Below are 15,569 nucleotides of genomic sequence, written 5' to 3'. Positions count from 1 at the left end.
TGCGGATTGCCCGTGTGAAAGTAGGTAATCGTCAGGCTCCCCAGCAGCAACAGAAACCCCACCCCACAAAGGTGGGGTTTCTGCGTTTACCGCCCCCCAAAAAGCCCGCCACCGACCCGCCATCTGGCCGCTCCCGCTGACCCACCCGCCCGCCATCCGGCCGCTCCCGCAGACTGCGTATTCCACGTGCGCAGACTGCCCGCGTTCAATTTATTCACCTTCCGATTTCATAGGTGGAGCAAATGTCTGGCATTGACGTGATCGCCTTACCGTCTGCGAATGGCCTTCCATTTTTGAGCTCATAGTCAGCGCCATTCAACCTTGGCAATTGTCTTGAGTCGCAGCGCCATCCTTACCCGCGCAATCCTTGGGACCCAAAAAAGTGCCCGTTCGCGATAGCGAAATCCCATGTACGATACTGTATATCCATACAGTTATTTCGTCATTCGATGACATCCGCTGTTTCCGTTCCTGAGGCCATTCATCCGTCGCTCTGGCGTGCGTCGCAGCTCGCGCGCGTGCGCGGCGGCATGCTGGATACGGGTTACGCGGCCTTGTCAGCGGAGTTGCCGGGAGGCGGCTGGCCACTTGGCGCGCTTGTCGATCTGCTGGTCGAGCAGGCCGGGGTGGGGGAGATACGGTTGTTGCGGCCCGCGCTGAGCGCTCTGGGCAACCGACCGATCGTGCTGATGCAACCGCCTCATATCCCTAACGGCTTGGGGCTGGAGTACATCGGGCTTCCCCTGAAGCAGTTGATGCGGATTCGGGCAGCAAAAATCACTGATGCGCTGTGGTCGGCAGAACAGATCCTGCGTGCGGGAAGTTGCGGCGCGCTGCTGTTCTGGGCACAGCACGTCAAGACGTCTTCATTGCGGCGCCTGCATCTGGCGGCGCAGTCGTCGGAAACATTATTCCTTATGGTCCGGCCCCTGGCTGCAGCCCAGGACGCCTCTCCGGCTGTATTGAGGTTGGCCCTACGGCCAGCCGGAGACGGTCTGACCGTCGACATCGTGAAGCGACGAGGTCCAACACGCGCGGAACCCCTGTCCATTCCCCTGCAACCCACGCCCGTTTTGTTTTCCCGTCATGCGCGTCTTTCTCGCCGTCCAGTTATACCGGTTGCAACTCGAGGTCTTTCGGCCGAGGTGGTGGTCTGATGGACGCCAGGAGCAGGCGCATGGCTGTGTCGTGCTGGAGAAGGACAAGGTGCTCATTGCCGATGGCGTGGCAAAAGCGGCGGGTGTACGTGCGGGCATGAAGCGCGGCGGTGTGTTGACGCTCCTGCCCGAGACGGCGATGTTCGAACGCGATCCGGCGCGCGAGCAGGCCGCGCAGGAGGAGGTCGCTGTCGCTTTGATGAAGTTCTCACCCGACGTGACGTTGTGCGAAGAAGCCATTGTCTTGATCGACGTTGGCGCAAGTTTGAGGCTATTCGGAGGCGTGTTGCGTCTGTGCCGGGACGTCAGGGCCGTGCTCGCCACACTGGGTTTCAGCGCAAGGATGAGCGCTGCGCCAACGGGGCAAGGCGCATGGCTGCTGGTGAAATACGGAAACCGGCGCATTCTCAAGTTTCACTCGCTCGAGCGCCAGCTGGCGACGTTGCCGCTGCTGTCGGTGGCGGAAATCCGTCCGTTTGCCGACTGGTTCACGGGCCTCGGTTGCGAAACGATCGCCGACGTAAGGCGTCTGCCGCGCGCCGGGCTGCAGCGTCGTTGCGGCGAGCATCTGCTTGATTCGCTCGATCGCGCGTTCGGTACAGCGCCGGAACTGTTCGACTGGTTCGAATTGCCGCCCACGTTCTCCGCGCGTATCGAGATGTCGGACCGCATCGAGCACGCGGACGGCGCGCTGTTTGCAGCCCACCGGCTTATCGTTCAACTGTGCGGCTGGCTGTGCGCAAAGCAGCTCGCGCTGACTGCGGCCACGCTCTCACTCGAACACGAACGTGGACGGCAGGCGATTCCTCCCACTGTCATCGACATCGCGCTCGGCGAGCCGACCTGGCAGGAAGAACATCTGATCCGCCTCATCAAGGAGCGGTTGGGTCGCATCGAACTGGATGCACCGGTTATCGCGCTGCGGCTCGATGCGTCGAATGTCCAGGCTGCCGAGCCGGCGTCTGACACGCTGTTCCCAGAACCCGGCGGCTCCCCGGAAGATCACGCGCGTCTCATCGAGCTGCTGGTCGCGCGGCTCGGCGTCGAAAACGTGTTGCAGGCCGCACCGACTGCCGACTACCGGCCGGAAGTCGCCAATCGCTGGACGCCGATCGGCCAGGCATCGAAGCGCGCGTTGCTGCCCGCCGGATTACCGCGGCCAACCTGGCTGCTCGAAACGCCCGTGCTTCTGCTGATGAAAAAGCATCGGCCGTTCTACGGCTCGCCGCTCAGGATGGTGTCGCCGGGCGAACGCATCGAAGCGGGCTGGTTCGACGGCGAACTCGTGACACGTGATTACTTCGTCGCGCAGGCCGAAGACCAGAGCTGTTACTGGATCTATCGCGAGCGCATCAGCAGCCGCGACGCGGAGGACCCGCGCTGGTTCCTTCATGGCCTCTTTGGATGACACGCCATGGATCTCTCATTCACCCCGCTGCCGGACTATGCCGAACTGTTCTGCTTTTCGAACTTCACGTTCCTGCACGGCGCATCGCATGCAGAGGAACTGGCCACGCGCGCCGCGCAACTCGGCTACGCAGGACTTGCGATCACCGATGAATGCTCGCTCGCGGGCGTCGTGCGCGCACACGTCGCGGCGAAGGAAGCGAAGCTGCCGCTCGTCATCGGTGCTTACTTCAGGCTGGTGAATGCGGACGGAACGCCTGCCTTCGGCCTGATTCTGCTGGCGCAGAACCGGGAGGGCTACGGCAATCTATCTGAGCTGATCACGCTTGCCCGGATGCGCGCGCCGAAAGGCGAATACCGGCTGACGCCGCAGGACCTGTCCCGTCCAGATGCGGAATACGCGCATCTACGCGGCGTGCCGGACTGTCTTGCGATTCTCGTGCCAGATTTTCCTGCGCAGGAAGACGCGCTGAATGTGCAACTGGAGTGGTTTGACCAGACGTTTTCCGGCCGGGCATGGTGCGGTCTTGTTCTGCATCAGCGGGCCATGGACGACATTCATCGCGGCGCCATCGAATACGTCGCGCAGCATCACGGCGTGCCGGTAGTCGCGCTCGGCAACGTCGTGATGCACGTGCGCTCGCGCAAACCGCTGCAGGACACGATGACGGCGATCCGCGTCGGGCGACCGGTCAACGAGTGCGGGTACGACCTGTCGCCCAATGCCGAGCAGCATCTGCGCTCGCGTCTGCGGCTCGCCAACCTGTATCCGGAGTACGTGCTCAGCGAGACGATGAATATCCTAGCGCACTGCACGTTTTCGCTCGATGAACTGAAATACGAGTATCCCGACGAGCTCGTGCCTGAAGGCTTCACGCCGACCGAATATCTGCGGAAGGAGACGTATATCGGCGCGCACCGGCGCTTTTCGTCCGGCATTCCGCACGACGTGCAGGCGCAGATCGAATACGAACTCGAACTCATTGCCGATCTGAAATACGAGCCGTATTTTCTGACGGTCTACGACATCGTTCGCTATGCGCGAAGCCAGCACATTCTGTGTCAGGGACGCGGTTCGGCGGCCAATTCGGCGGTCTGCTATTGCCTCGGTGTCACCGAAGTCGATCCGGCACGCGGCAACATGCTGTTCGAGCGTTTCATCAGCAAGGAGCGCGGCGAGCCGCCGGATATCGATGTGGACTTCGAGCATCAGCGGCGCGAAGAAGTCATCCAGTACATCTATCGCAAGTACGGGCGTCATCGGGCGGCGATTGCGGCGGCCGTGTCGACGTATCGCGCGCGCGGCACGTTGCGGGAAACCGGCAAGGCGCTTGGCGTCGATCCGCAGATTGTGGATGCGGTCGCGAAGTCGCATCAGTGGTTCGACAGCGGTGCCGATCTGCTCAAGCGTTTCGCAGAATCCGGGCTGAATCCGGAGACGCCGATCATCCGCGCGTGGGCATCGCTCGCGGCGCAACTGCTTGGGTTTCCACGGCATCTGTCGCAGCATTCCGGCGGTTTTGTGATCAGTCGCGGCAAGCTCAGCCGCCTTGTCCCGATCGAGAATGCCGCGATGCCGGATCGTAGCGTCATCCAGTGGGACAAGGACGATCTTGAATCGCTGGGTCTGCTCAAGGTCGACGTGCTCGCGCTTGGCATGCTGTCGGCGATCCGCCGTACGCTCGATCTGGTCTCGGAGCAGCGCGGCGAGCGCTTCGACATGCAGGACATTCCGTCGGAAGATAAAAAGACCTACGACATGATTTCGCGCGCCGATACCGTCGGCGTGTTCCAGATCGAATCGCGCGCGCAGATGAGCATGCTGCCGCGTCTGAAACCAAAAACGTTCTACGACCTCGTGATCGAAGTCGCGATCGTCCGGCCCGGGCCGATTCAGGGTGGCGCTGTGCATCCGTACCTTCAGCGGCGACAGGGCTTCGAGCGGGTCAGCTATCCTAGGGAGGATCTGAAAGTCGCGCTTGAACGCACGCTTGGTGTGCCGATTTTCCAGGAGCAGGTGATGCAGATTGCGATCATCGCGGCCGGTTTCACGGCGGGTGAAGCGGATCAGTTGCGTCGTGCGATGGCGGCATGGAAGCGCAAGGGCGGTCTGCAGAAATATTACGACCGGATCGTCAACGGCATGCGCGAGCGCGGTTATGAGCAGGGTTTTGCCGAGGCGATTTTCGAACAGATCAAGGGCTTCGGCGAATACGGCTTTCCGGAGAGTCATGCGGCCAGTTTCGCGTTGCTCGTCTATGTGAGCAGCTGGCTGAAATGCCATGAACCGGAGGCGTTTCTTGCTGCCATGCTCAACAGTCAGCCGATGGGTTTTTATTCGCCATCGCAACTGGTTCAGGATGCGAAGCGGCACGGCGTCGTGGTGCTACCGGTCGATGTGACGGTCAGTGGCTGGGATTCGTCGCTCGAACCGGTGGGCGCTGAGCGGCCCGCGGTGCGGCTCGGGCTGTCGCTGTTGCTCGGCATGCGTGATGGCGCGGCTGAACGCATCGAGATCACGCGGGCGGTGCGGCCGTTCGGGACCGTCAAGGATCTGGCGCGCCGCGCGCAACTCGATCGGCACGACCTTCAGGTGCTGGCCGCGGCCAACGCGCTGTCGTCGCTGGCGGGGAACCGGCGCGAGGCGTTGTGGCAGTCGGTCGCCGCGGTGCCGGATCGCGACATGCTGGCGGCCGCCGCCGTCGAGGACGGGACGCCGATGCTCGGTGCGCCTTCCGAAGGCGACGATATCGTGAGCGATTACCGGTCGATGGGTCTGACGCTCGGGCGACATCCGCTGGAACTGCTCAGGCCGCAACTGCTTGCCAACCGGCTGCTGCCGGCGAAAACGCTGAATACCTATCGGAACGGCCGGCTCGCGCGGGGCTGCGGCATCGTCACCGTGCGGCAGCGGCCCGATACCGCAAAGGGCGTCATCTTTCTCACGATCGAGGATGAGACCGGCAACGTGAACGTCATCATCTGGCCTTCTCTTCTAGAGAAGCAGCGCAAGGAGGTGCTCGGCGCTTCGTTGCTCGGCGTGCTGGGCGTATGGCAATGCGAAGGCGAAGTGCGCCATCTGGTGGCGCACACGCTTCTGGATATGTCTCATCTGCTGGGCAATCTGCCGTCTGTGAGCCGGAACTTTCATTGAAGGCGGGGGGCCCTTTATTGTATTGAGCCGGCGGGCTTCTTCGTGCGCTTGGTTTGCGTCTCAAGTCGGGCGGCCGTCATCGAGCCATGGAAACTTCGTCAGCACCTGGCGGATGGCAATGTCGAATGGCGTCCGGCGACCGATGCCCAATGCTTCGAGGCGGCTCGAATCCAGATGGCAGTTGTGCGGACGCGGCGTCGCGTCGGTTGGCGTATGTTGCGGCGTGAGTTGCGCGTCGAACCGCAATGCGTCGGCCAGATGGCGCGCGATATCGTGCTTCGTCATCGGTTCGTCGGCGGACCACTGCACGATGCCGCTCACGGCTTTGTCATGCATGTGACGTTCGAGCAACTGCCTGATGACGACCGCGACGTCCGGCGTGAAAGTCGGATAGCGGATCGCCCACGCGTCCATGACGGCAGGTTGCGCGCCCACTGAGGCACGCGCCGATGCAGCGATCGCCGGCACGAGGCTCGTGACCGCCGATTCCCGCCAGTCGACGATCGGCCCGTACAGCAGCGGCAGACGCAGCACGCAACCGCGCTCCGCCGTGTCGAGCAATGCCTGTTCGCCCTCAAGCTTGCTGCGACCATAGGCGTTAAGCGGTGCAGGCGGATCGTCGTGCCGATAGGGCGGGCGGCTGCCGTCGAATACGTAGTCGGTAGAAATCGACAGCACCCAGGCACCGTGCCGGTTGGCCGCGGACGCAAGCGTGCGCACCGCGTCGACATTCAGCGCGCGGGCAAGCGCAGGATCGTTCTCGCAGATATCCGGCCGCCGCTCGGCAGCCGCGACGACGAGCGCATCCGGCTTTTCGCGCGCGACGAACGCGTCGACAGCCAGCGTGTCGCGGACGTCAAGTACATCCATACGCGGGCCGGGCCGCCGGAAAGCCGTCGAAACGATCTGCCAGCCGGCCTGCTGGCCAAGTTCATCGACAATTGCGCGACCGAGCAACCCCGACGCGCCGATGACGGCAACCTTGAACATGCGCCGTCCCTCAGCTGCCACTGACTGGCGCGCCGATGACCGTGTAACCCGCTTCGTCGATCGCGGCTCGCAGGATCTCCGCTGGCCGGCCAGATTCGACCGACACCCGCCCCGCAGCCAGATCGACCTGCACCTGCGCCGATGCGTCCTGCTCACGGATGGCCTGTGTAACGGCTGCGACGCAATGCTGGCAGCTCATGCCCTCTACCTTGAATTCGATCATTGATGCGTTTCCTTCTAACAATGCGGATGTTGAAACAGTTGAATTATGCCTGCCGTGTCGATATGTATCGGGATGGTAGACCTTCCCATAATGGGAAGGTGTAGCATCGAATCAGATTGCGGAGGTTGAACATGAATATTGGTGAAGCGTCGCGGGCGTCTGGCGTCACGGCAAAGATGATTCGTTATTACGAGAGCGTGGGTCTATTGCAGGCGAAAGCACGCACGAGCGCCGGATACCGCGTGTACGGAGTTGAGGAAGTGCACTCGCTGCGATTCATTCGTCAGGCGCGGCGACTGGGTTTTCTGGTCGAAGATATTCGCCGGTTGCTGGCGCTGTGGCACGACCGTTCACGCGCGAGCGCTGAGGTGAAGTCAATCGCGCTCGAACATGTCGCGGATCTCGACCGGCGGATCCAGGAGTTGACGGATATGCGGGACACGCTGGCGCATCTGGCGGCGAATTGTCACGGAGATCATCGCCCTGACTGTCCAATTATCGAGCGGCTGGCGGACCCCGAAGCGACTTCAGCGGCGCATTATCATGCGGAGTAAGGGTTGCGTTGCAACCGTTTGATGGACTCCGGTTGCGCCGCCTTCATTTGTTGCGCTATTTTGGTGCATTTCCGGGTCCAGCATCTGACCATGCAGCGGAAATTTGCTCGCATCTCCCGGTAAATCAGTTATTTAACGTCGAAAAAAACATGCACCATTCCAAAACGGAATGCCCAGTATTCGACCATTTCACTAGCAAGCTTGCACCAGAAGGCTATAATCGGGTTAACCCTGTTAAGGGAAATCCCTGATGCCAACTTCCACCAGGGACTCAATCTGATCCTTGGAGAAACATCATGTTTGCATACCTCGTCGCAACACTGAGCAACTGGTTTGAAACCGCTGAACGCGACCGCCGCGAAGCGTACCTCGCCTCGTCGTCCGATATCGTTCAGCTCGAGCAACGTATTCGTTCGCTCGAAGCCAACGGCTACTCGCTGTAAGTAAGTCTGGCTGGCGGCGGATGTGCCGCGCAGCTGATGTAGCAAGTGGAAAGCCCCGTATTGACGGGGCTTTGTCACATCTACGGCGCGGCAATGGCGCGAAGCCATGACGACCGACTAGCCGGAACGATGCAGTCACGGTAAGGTAAAGTGTTCCTGCCGCGCGCCGATGGGTCCGCTGGCGGCCCAAAAACTAACCAGAACCAGAACAGACCATGCCCCTGCGCCGATCGATTCGTCTCATCTTCATGAGTGTTGCTGCGACGCTGCTGACGTCGGCTGCTTTCGCCGCGTCCGGTGGTCAGCCGCTGATTCTGGATACGCAACGCGGCATCAGTGACGGTCAGAGTGGGACCGTCCTGCAGAACGCGCCGCTATCGCACGCACCGATCGTGCAGGCGCAGCCGATTGCTGCACCGACTGAGCTTCCCACGAATTCGTCGACGCCGATCATCGTCGCACCGTATGTCGATCTTCGGGCCGGCGGAGGCGGATCGCCTTATCCTCGTCCGCAACCTCAGCCGCAGCCCCGTCCACGCCCGCGCCCGGTGCCGCCGCCGCAATAAGGCTGCGTTCCTCGCTTCGAATCCAGCCTGACGCAGGTCCGCACCATTGGGGTTTCGGCGCATGGCGTAGGGAAGGCCGCGCAACGACAATCGTTGCCGCGGCCTTTGTCCTTTGGGCGTCGTCGCTTAAACAAATCGAATAGACCGGATTAGGAGACAACGAATGTCTAACCGCTGGATGCAGCACGCGGCCTGCGTGTGCATTGCACTGCTCGCGCTCACCACGATGCCAGCCGTAGCGAAAGATGCTCCCGAGAAACCGGTGTTGACGATGGCCGTCGGCGGCCTGCCTGGTCTTTACTATCTGCCTGTGCTTGTCGCGAGTCAGCTCGGCTACTTCAAGGACGAAGGGCTTGACGTCACGCTCGAGGATTTCGCGGGCGGGTCGAAGGCGCTGGAAGCCGTTGTCGGCGGGAGCGCGGACGTCGGCGCGGGCGCCTTCGAGCACACGCTCTTCATGCAGGCGAAGGGCCAGCACTATCGGGCCTTCGTACTGATGGGGCGGGCGCCCCAGATCGTCGTGGCTGTGACGAAGTCGAAAGCCGGCTCGATCAAGTCTCTGGCCGATTTCAGGGGTGCGAAAGTCGGTGTCAGTGCACCGGGTTCGTCGACCGATCTCGTACTGACCGTCGCGCTACGCAAGGCCGGCGTGCAGCGCAGCGAGATCTCGGCGATCGGCGTCGGCAGCGGCGCGACCGTTCTGGCGGCCGTGAGCAACGGGCAGATCGACGCGCTTTCGAACGTCGACCCGATGATGACGAAACTGCAGCGCGCTGGCGAGATTACGGTGCTCGTCGATACGCGGACCGTCAAGGGCACGCAGGACGTGTTCGGCGGCACAATGCCGGCCGCGACGCTGTATGCGCCAGAGTCGTTCATCCAGAAAAATCCGAAGACGACGCAGGCACTTGCCAATGCGATCGTCCGCGCGGATCACTGGCTCCAGAAGGCAAGCGATGCCGATCTGGTGAAGATGGTACCGGAGGCGTACCTGCTCAACGACAAGGCACTCTATGTCGACGCGTTTCACAACGTTCGAGACGCGTACTCGCCTGACGGCCTGATGCCCGCCGACGGGCCGGCGACCGCGCTGCGCGCGCTGTCGTCGTTCGATCCCCGGCTCGACCCGACGAAGATCGATCTGAACGCGACCTACACCAATGACTTCGCGCGCAAGGCGGCGACGCTCGTCAAGTGATCAGCCGCGTTGACGGCAGGGTGCGCTGCGCCTTAGCGCTCCATGCTCCGGTGGCGAGTGAGCTAATCGCCGCGATATTCGATCTTGAACTGCGCCGCCTTGTCCTGTCCGAGCACATCGACGAGCCAGGGCAGCGCTTCCTTCAACATCGCCGGCAGCGTGTAGGGTGGATTCAGGATGAACATGCCGCTGCCGAAGAGCCCAAAGCCGTCCGTCGGCGGATTGCTGACCGTCAGCGAGACATGCAGCCAGTTTTTGTCCTGCAGGCGCTTCAACTGATCGGGAAAGCGCTGCGATTCCGGACGCGTGACCTGTGGATACCAGACCACATAAGTGCCAGTCGCAAAGCGCGTCAGGCTCTCTTCGACACACTTGAGCGTACGCGTGTAATCGCGTTTGTCCTCGTAGGACGGATCGATCAGCACGAGTGCGCGGCGCGGCGGCGGCGGCAGCAGTGCCTTGATGCCATCGAAACCGTCGCCTGCATAAAGCATCGCACGCCGGCCCGCGTCGCGAAAGTTATGGCGCAAAACGTCGATTTCGGTGGTGTGCAGTTCGAAGAGACGCATACGGTCCTGCTCGCGCATCAGTCGCCACGCGAGATAGGGCGAACCGGGGTAAAAGCGCAGTTCACCGTCGGCGTTCAGCGCCGACACTTCGTCGACGTATTCAGCCAGCATCGCGGGCAGGTCGTTCCGGGCCCACAGCTTGCCAATGCCGCTGTCGAACTCGCCGGTTTTGGTCGCATAGCCTTCCTTCAACGAATAGACGCCAGCGCCTGCGTGCGTATCGATGTACCAGTAGGCCTTGTCCTTCTGGGCGAGATAGCGCAGCAACTGGATGACGACGGCGTGTTTCAGGACGTCGGCGTGATTGCCTGCGTGAAAGGCGTGGCGGTAACTGAGCATGACGAAGCCGGGCTGGAAAAGGTGCTGGAAAGAGTGGCGCGAGGTTACGCGAGATGCGATTGCTACCGGGTTTCCCTGCAAACGCGAAACCCGAACGTGCCGCGCTGGATGAACGGCCGGCATGTGCCAGGCGTGCCGCAAACGCGGGCCGCACATTGTACGCGACGCCGCGCCGCGGCTAGCCTCGCGGCCGGATGCGTCAACCACCGCACGCGGCCCCTGACGCGACCGTCAGTGACTCACTGATACGCGTCGCCAACGATTTCTTCGATCTTCTGCTTCACTTCGGGTGTGATCCTGCCGACAACTTCCTGCGCCTTCATGTTCTCGGCAATCTGTTCGACGCGTGATGCGCCGGTGATGACCGTGCTCACGTTTGGGTTCGTCAGGATCCACGCGATGGCAAGCTGACCGACGGTACAGCCGAGTTCATCCGCCACACCACCCAGCTTTCCAACGATACTGTTCTTGCCGGAGTCCGTCACCTGCTTGCGCAGCCAGTCGTAGCCCTGCAGTTGCGCGCGGCTGTCGGACGGCACGCCGTCGCGATACTTGCCGGTCAGAAGACCAGAAGCGAGCGGGCTCCACGTCGTGAGGCCAAGACCGATGTCTTCGTACAGGCGCGCATATTCCTGCTCGACCCGCTTGCGATGAAACAGGTTGTACTGCGGCTGTTCCATGACAGGTTTGTGAAGATGATGCCGCTCGGCAATTTCATACGCGGCGCGGATCTCGTCGGCGCTCCACTCGGATGTGCCCCAGTACAGCGCCTTGCCGCGCGTGATCATGTCGCTCATCGCCCAGACCGTTTCCTCGACCGGTGTGTCCGGATCCGGACGATGACAGAACACGAGATCGACATAATCGAGCTGCAGTCTGTGCAGCGATGCATCGATCGCGTTCAGCAGGTACTTGCGGTTGAGTGTGTGGTATTGATTCGGCGCTTCGTGCAGACCCCAGAAGAATTTCGTCGACACCACGTAGCTGACCCGTGGCCACGCCAGTTCTTTCAGCGCCTGCCCCATGATTTCTTCCGACTGCCCGGCCGCGTAGACCTCGGCGTTGTCGAAAAAATTGACTCCAGCATCCCGCGCGGCCGCCAGCGATTCGCGTGCGGCCCGGCGATCGACCTGATTGCCGTACGTCACCCATGAGCCGATAGACAGTTCGCTGACCTGCAGCCCGGAACGTCCGAGTCGTCGATAGTTCATGCATTCCTCCTTCGAGAGTGGTTCAGCCGCAACCGGGCCCGGGAAGAAACCGGGACCGGAGCCAGAACTGCACAGCTTAAACCGATCCGCATTTGTGCGTCAGACCGGTTGATTCATGCACAATAGCGGAGTTGGTCGCAGTGCAGCATTCGGCCGAAAGGCATATGCCTTTCGGCCAGCTTTCCGCTGCCTGCGCGCTATGGTGTCATTGCTCATCAACTGCATGGAGGTTCTTGATGTCGTCATCGAATACGAGTCTGAATGGGAAGGTCGCGGTCGTCACGGGTGCGGCGAGCGGCATCGGAAAACAGATTGCCTTGACGCTGTCGGCAGCGGGCGCGGCAATCGCCATTGCGGATCTGAATCAGGACGGCGCGAACGCCGTTGCCGAGGAAATCAACAAGGCGGGCGGCAAGGCGATCGGCGTGGCGATGGATGTCACGAACGAAGACGCGGTCAATCAGGGCATCGACAAGGTGGCGGCGGAACTGGGCTCGGTCGACATCCTCATTTCGAATGCCGGCATCCAGATCGTCAATCCGATCGAGAACTACGCGTTCTCCGACTGGAAAAAGATGCAGGCCATTCACGTCGATGGTGCGTTCCTGACTACGAAGGCCGCGCTCAAACACATGTACAAGGACGACCGCGGCGGTATCGTGATTTACATGGGTTCAGTGCACTCGCATGAAGCCTCGCCCCTCAAGTCGGCATACGTCACGGCGAAGCATGCGTTGCTCGGTCTCTCGCGCGTCCTTGCCAAGGAAGGCGCGAAACATAACGTCCGTTCGCACGTCGTGTGTCCGGGCTTCGTGCGCACGCCGCTCGTCGACAAGCAGATTCCGGAGCAGGCAAAGGAACTTGGCATCAGCGAAGAAGACGTGATCAAGCGCGTGATGCTGGGCGGCACGGTCGACGGTGTGTTCACCACGGTTGAGGATGTCGCGCAGACCGTGCTGTTCCTGTCGTCGTTCCCGACCGCTGCGCTAACGGGCCAGTCGTTCATCGTCAGTCACGGCTGGTACATGCAATAAGGGGCTTCGTATGGCGCAACGCAATGTGAAGCAGGCTCGCGCCGGTGCCGCGGAAGATGTGGGCGGAGGGCGGGCCGGTTCGGCCGCCGACGCCCGCGTCGGCCAGCGTATCCAGCTGCCGCAATATGAGACGGTCGCCCTCATGCTGCAGGGCGGCGGGGCGCTCGGCGCCTATCAGGCCGGCGTGTATCAGGGGCTCGACGAGGCCGGCATTCATCCGAACTGGGTCGCCGGCATTTCGATCGGAGCACTGAATACGGCGATCATCGCTGGCAATGCGCCAGAGAATCGAGTGGCACGTCTGCTCGAATTCTGGGAGACCATTTGTCGGCCCGCTTTCGGCCCTCCGCTGCCGGCCTTCATCGAGCACGCGTTCTTCAACTCAAGTGATGCAGTGCGCAAGGCGTTCACGGCCATGCAGGCGGTCGGTGCGATGGTGGAAGGGCAGAAGGGCTTTTTCGTACCGCGCTTTCCGCCGCCCATGCCCACCATTTCGGGTGCACCGCAGCAGGCGAGCTACTACGACACCGCGCCGTTGAAGGCCACGCTGGAACGGCTGTGCGATTTCGACCGGATCAACTCGCGCGAGATGCGCGTGTCCGTAGGCGCGGTGAATGTCGGCACGGGCAATTTTGCGTACTTTGACAATACGCATACGAAGCTGCGTCCTGAGCATTTCATTGCGTCGGGTGCGTTGCCACCGGGCTTTGCGGCGGTCGAGATCGATGGCGAGTATTACTGGGACGGCGGATTGATGTCGAACACGCCGCTCCACGAGGTCCTTCAGACCACGCCTCGTCAGGACACGCTCGCGTTTCAGGTCGACTTGTGGAGCGCGCGCGGGCCGGTGCCCGATAGCATCACCGACGTCCAGGGCCGCATGAAGGACATCCAGTATTCAAGCCGTACACGGCTCGTCACCGACATGCTTCAGCGTTCCCAGCGATTCCGGCATGTGCTGCGCGAAGTGCTTGACCGCGTGGCGCCCGAGTATCGGGATGACGCCTGGTGCAAGCTTGCCGAAGACCTGTCCTGCTCGAAGCGCTACAACGTGTTCCATCTGATCTACCGGCATAAGGAGTACGAAGGCCACTACAAGGACTATCAGTTTGGTCTGTCGACGATGCGTGAACACTGGGAGAGCGGGTTAGTCGATATTCGCGGTTCGCTGGCACAACCGGACTGGCTGGCAATGCCCGATAACGACGCCGGCTTCATCACGCACGATATCCATCGCGATACGCGGTGAGATCGGCGGTTGGGTTTCGCGATCGTAGTGATCGTAGCGATCGAAGTGGTTGATCCGATCGATGCGTCTGTCGAAGGCGTAACAAACGCGCAGAGAGCACGTTTGGGGCCGCATCGTCGACGGTTGACGGCCGCATCAAGAGCACGCAGCAGCCGCAAAAAAAGCGCCCCAGAGACACATGGGGCGCTTTTCAAACCATCCGCAATGATGTTAACGCGTCGGCGGCATGCAAACAGTCACACCGCTCGCGCGCATCGACCGCCTTACTTCAAAACATGCGCAACTGCGTTCGCGACCACGTCGAGGTTGCGTGTGTTGAGCGCAGCAACGCAAATTCGGCCGGTGCTCACGGCATAAATGCCGAATTCTTCGCGCAGACGATCCACTTGCGGCGCGGTGAGACCCGAGTACGAGAACATGCCGCGTTGCGCGTTCACAAAGCTGAAATCGCGTGCGACGCCCGCTGCCTGCAGACGTTCGACGAGGCCGTTACGCATCGCGCGAATACGGTCACGCATTTCGCCGAGTTCCGCTTCCCACGTCGCGCGCAGTTCCGGCGAACCGAGCACAGCTGCGACGACGGAACCACCGTGCGTCGGCGGGTTCGAGTAGTTCGTGCGGATCACGCGCTTCAGTTGCGACAGCACGCGGGAGGCTTCTTCCTTGCTCGCCGTGATGATCGACAGCGCGCCGACGCGCTCGCCATACAGCGAGAACGACTTCGAGAACGACGACGACACGAACACGTTCACTTCCAACAGCGCGAAGAGACGCACAGCCGCTGCGTCGGATTCGATGTCGTCGCCAAAGCCTTGATAGGCGATATCGAGGAACGGCACCAGGTTGCGCGCCTTCACCACTTCGACGATCTGCAGCCACTGGGCGGACGTCAGGTCGACGCCAGTCGGGTTGTGGCAGCACGCGTGCAGCACGACGACCGTGCCGGCGGCATAGCTGTTGAGCGCCGTCAGCATGCCTTCGAAGTTCACGCCTTGCGTCGCCGCGTCGTAGTACGGATACGAGACCACCTCGAAGCCCGCGCTTTCGAACAGTGCGCGATGGTTTTCCCAGCTCGGGTCGCTGATCGCGACCTTCGCGTTCGGGTTCACGCGCTTCAGGAAGTCCGCGCCGATTTTCAGTGCACCCGTACCGCCCAGAGCCTGCGCAGTGACAACGCGGCCGGCTGCGATCAGCGGCGAGTCGTTGCCGAGCAGCAGCTTTTGCACGGCTGCGTCATAGGCGGCAATCCCTTCGATCGGCAGGTAGCCGCGCGGCAGGGCTGCTTCGATACGTGCTTTTTCTGCCTCGCGGACGGCCCGCAGCAGCGGAATCTTGCCTTCTTCGTTCGTGTAGACGCCCACGCCCAGATTCACCCTGGTCGTGCGGGTGTCGGCGTTGAAGGCTTCGTTCAGGCCCAGGATCGGGTCGCGGGGAGCAAGTTCGACAGCGGAAAAAAGAGACATGATGGTTCGGCA

14 protein-coding genes are annotated in these 15,569 nt (G+C 61.8%); 9 read left to right on the top strand and 5 right to left on the bottom strand.

Features of this window, described 5'->3' with window-relative positions; translation table 11 throughout:
- Positions 1 to 449: 449 nt before the first annotated feature.
- Genes imuA through P3T21_RS17630 form a run of 3 tightly spaced genes read left to right on the top strand, consistent with a single transcriptional unit; the run spans position 450 to position 5,718 of the window.
- Positions 450 to 1,157, top strand: coding sequence for a translesion DNA synthesis-associated protein ImuA (gene imuA / locus P3T21_RS17640; protein ID WP_429257214.1), 708 nt, complete (start codon positions 450 to 452; stop codon positions 1,155 to 1,157).
- The gene (locus tag P3T21_RS17635) at positions 1,087 to 2,565 is read left to right on the top strand and encodes a Y-family DNA polymerase (RefSeq protein ID WP_429257213.1); all 1,479 of its coding nucleotides are present in this window, start codon (positions 1,087 to 1,089) and stop codon (positions 2,563 to 2,565) included. Before imuA ends, P3T21_RS17635 begins: the two co-directional genes overlap by 71 nt.
- 6 nt (positions 2,566 to 2,571) lie before the next feature.
- Entirely contained in the window at positions 2,572 to 5,718 is a 3,147-nt protein-coding gene (locus P3T21_RS17630; RefSeq protein WP_429257212.1) for an error-prone DNA polymerase, read from the top strand.
- Between the two features lie 60 nt (positions 5,719 to 5,778).
- On the opposite strand, the gene P3T21_RS17625 is transcribed toward P3T21_RS17630, so the two are convergent.
- Positions 5,779 to 6,708 carry a dTDP-4-dehydrorhamnose reductase family protein gene (locus P3T21_RS17625; protein ID WP_429257211.1) on the bottom strand — a complete coding sequence of 310 codons (930 nt, stop codon included), beginning with the start codon at positions 6,706 to 6,708 and terminating at the stop codon, positions 5,779 to 5,781.
- A gap of 10 nt (positions 6,709 to 6,718) precedes the next feature.
- Positions 6,719 to 6,931 (bottom strand): heavy-metal-associated domain-containing protein, encoded by a 213-nt coding sequence (locus P3T21_RS17620; RefSeq protein WP_429257210.1) that lies wholly within the window; start codon positions 6,929 to 6,931, stop codon positions 6,719 to 6,721.
- 131 nt (positions 6,932 to 7,062) lie between these two features.
- Here P3T21_RS17620 and cueR point away from each other — a divergent pair, with 131 nt between their 5' ends.
- The 4 genes from cueR to P3T21_RS17600 all read left to right on the top strand — a co-directional run bounded on the left by cueR (position 7,063) and on the right by P3T21_RS17600 (position 9,692).
- A complete protein-coding gene (gene cueR / locus P3T21_RS17615) occupies positions 7,063 to 7,485 on the top strand; it encodes a Cu(I)-responsive transcriptional regulator (protein ID WP_429257209.1) in 423 nt (140 codons plus the stop codon).
- 296 nt (positions 7,486 to 7,781) lie between these two features.
- Entirely contained in the window at positions 7,782 to 7,928 is a 147-nt protein-coding gene (locus tag P3T21_RS17610; RefSeq protein WP_429257208.1) for a DUF3563 family protein, read from the top strand.
- Between the two features lie 215 nt (positions 7,929 to 8,143).
- Positions 8,144 to 8,494, top strand: a complete 351-nt coding sequence (locus tag P3T21_RS17605; RefSeq protein WP_429257207.1) for a hypothetical protein — start codon at positions 8,144 to 8,146, stop codon at positions 8,492 to 8,494.
- Between the two features lie 163 nt (positions 8,495 to 8,657).
- A complete protein-coding gene (locus P3T21_RS17600) occupies positions 8,658 to 9,692 on the top strand; it encodes an ABC transporter substrate-binding protein (RefSeq protein WP_429257206.1) in 1,035 nt (344 codons plus the stop codon).
- 62 nt (positions 9,693 to 9,754) lie between these two features.
- On the opposite strand, the gene P3T21_RS17595 is transcribed toward P3T21_RS17600, so the two are convergent.
- Positions 9,755 to 10,600, bottom strand: coding sequence for a 23S rRNA (adenine(2030)-N(6))-methyltransferase RlmJ (locus tag P3T21_RS17595; protein WP_429257205.1), 846 nt, complete (start codon positions 10,598 to 10,600; stop codon positions 9,755 to 9,757).
- A gap of 239 nt (positions 10,601 to 10,839) precedes the next feature.
- The gene (locus P3T21_RS17590) at positions 10,840 to 11,811 is read right to left on the bottom strand and encodes a potassium channel beta subunit family protein (protein ID WP_429257204.1); all 972 of its coding nucleotides are present in this window, start codon (positions 11,809 to 11,811) and stop codon (positions 10,840 to 10,842) included.
- A gap of 236 nt (positions 11,812 to 12,047) precedes the next feature.
- On the opposite strand from P3T21_RS17590, the gene P3T21_RS17585 reads away from it, so the two are divergent.
- Positions 12,048 to 12,845 (top strand): 3-hydroxybutyrate dehydrogenase, encoded by a 798-nt coding sequence (locus tag P3T21_RS17585; RefSeq protein WP_429257203.1) that lies wholly within the window; start codon positions 12,048 to 12,050, stop codon positions 12,843 to 12,845.
- A gap of 10 nt (positions 12,846 to 12,855) precedes the next feature.
- Positions 12,856 to 14,094 carry a DUF3734 domain-containing protein gene (locus P3T21_RS17580; protein WP_429257202.1) on the top strand — a complete coding sequence of 413 codons (1,239 nt, stop codon included), beginning with the start codon at positions 12,856 to 12,858 and terminating at the stop codon, positions 14,092 to 14,094.
- A 263-nt stretch (positions 14,095 to 14,357) separates the two neighbouring features.
- Here the strand turns inward: P3T21_RS17580 and P3T21_RS17575 are convergent, their stop codons facing one another.
- Positions 14,358 to 15,557: an amino acid aminotransferase gene (locus P3T21_RS17575; RefSeq protein WP_429257201.1), complete on the bottom strand. Its 1,200-nt coding sequence runs from the start codon at positions 15,555 to 15,557 to the stop codon at positions 14,358 to 14,360.
- Positions 15,558 to 15,569 lie beyond the last annotated feature (12 nt).

Source organism: Paraburkholderia sp. GAS334, assembly GCF_050436625.1.
Lineage (GTDB): Bacteria > Pseudomonadota > Gammaproteobacteria > Burkholderiales > Burkholderiaceae > Paraburkholderia.
This window is presented reverse-complemented; position numbering and strand designations above follow the sequence as displayed.

Coding starts and splice junctions, on each gene's coding strand:
- P3T21_RS17620 (WP_429257210.1), bottom strand. CDS start 6,931: ATGATCGAATTCAAGGTAGAGGGCATGAGCTGCCAGCATTGCGTCGCA.
- P3T21_RS17575 (WP_429257201.1), bottom strand. CDS start 15,557: ATGTCTCTTTTTTCCGCTGTCGAACTTGCTCCCCGCGACCCGATCCTG.
- cueR (WP_429257209.1), top strand. CDS start 7,063: ATGAATATTGGTGAAGCGTCGCGGGCGTCTGGCGTCACGGCAAAGATG.
- P3T21_RS17595 (WP_429257205.1), bottom strand. CDS start 10,600: ATGCTCAGTTACCGCCACGCCTTTCACGCAGGCAATCACGCCGACGTC.
- P3T21_RS17635 (WP_429257213.1), top strand. CDS start 1,087: ATGCGCGTCTTTCTCGCCGTCCAGTTATACCGGTTGCAACTCGAGGTC.
- P3T21_RS17580 (WP_429257202.1), top strand. CDS start 12,856: ATGGCGCAACGCAATGTGAAGCAGGCTCGCGCCGGTGCCGCGGAAGAT.
- P3T21_RS17610 (WP_429257208.1), top strand. CDS start 7,782: ATGTTTGCATACCTCGTCGCAACACTGAGCAACTGGTTTGAAACCGCT.
- imuA (WP_429257214.1), top strand. CDS start 450: ATGACATCCGCTGTTTCCGTTCCTGAGGCCATTCATCCGTCGCTCTGG.
- P3T21_RS17605 (WP_429257207.1), top strand. CDS start 8,144: ATGCCCCTGCGCCGATCGATTCGTCTCATCTTCATGAGTGTTGCTGCG.
- P3T21_RS17590 (WP_429257204.1), bottom strand. CDS start 11,811: ATGAACTATCGACGACTCGGACGTTCCGGGCTGCAGGTCAGCGAACTG.
- P3T21_RS17600 (WP_429257206.1), top strand. CDS start 8,658: ATGTCTAACCGCTGGATGCAGCACGCGGCCTGCGTGTGCATTGCACTG.
- P3T21_RS17625 (WP_429257211.1), bottom strand. CDS start 6,708: ATGTTCAAGGTTGCCGTCATCGGCGCGTCGGGGTTGCTCGGTCGCGCA.
- P3T21_RS17585 (WP_429257203.1), top strand. CDS start 12,048: ATGTCGTCATCGAATACGAGTCTGAATGGGAAGGTCGCGGTCGTCACG.
- P3T21_RS17630 (WP_429257212.1), top strand. CDS start 2,572: ATGGATCTCTCATTCACCCCGCTGCCGGACTATGCCGAACTGTTCTGC.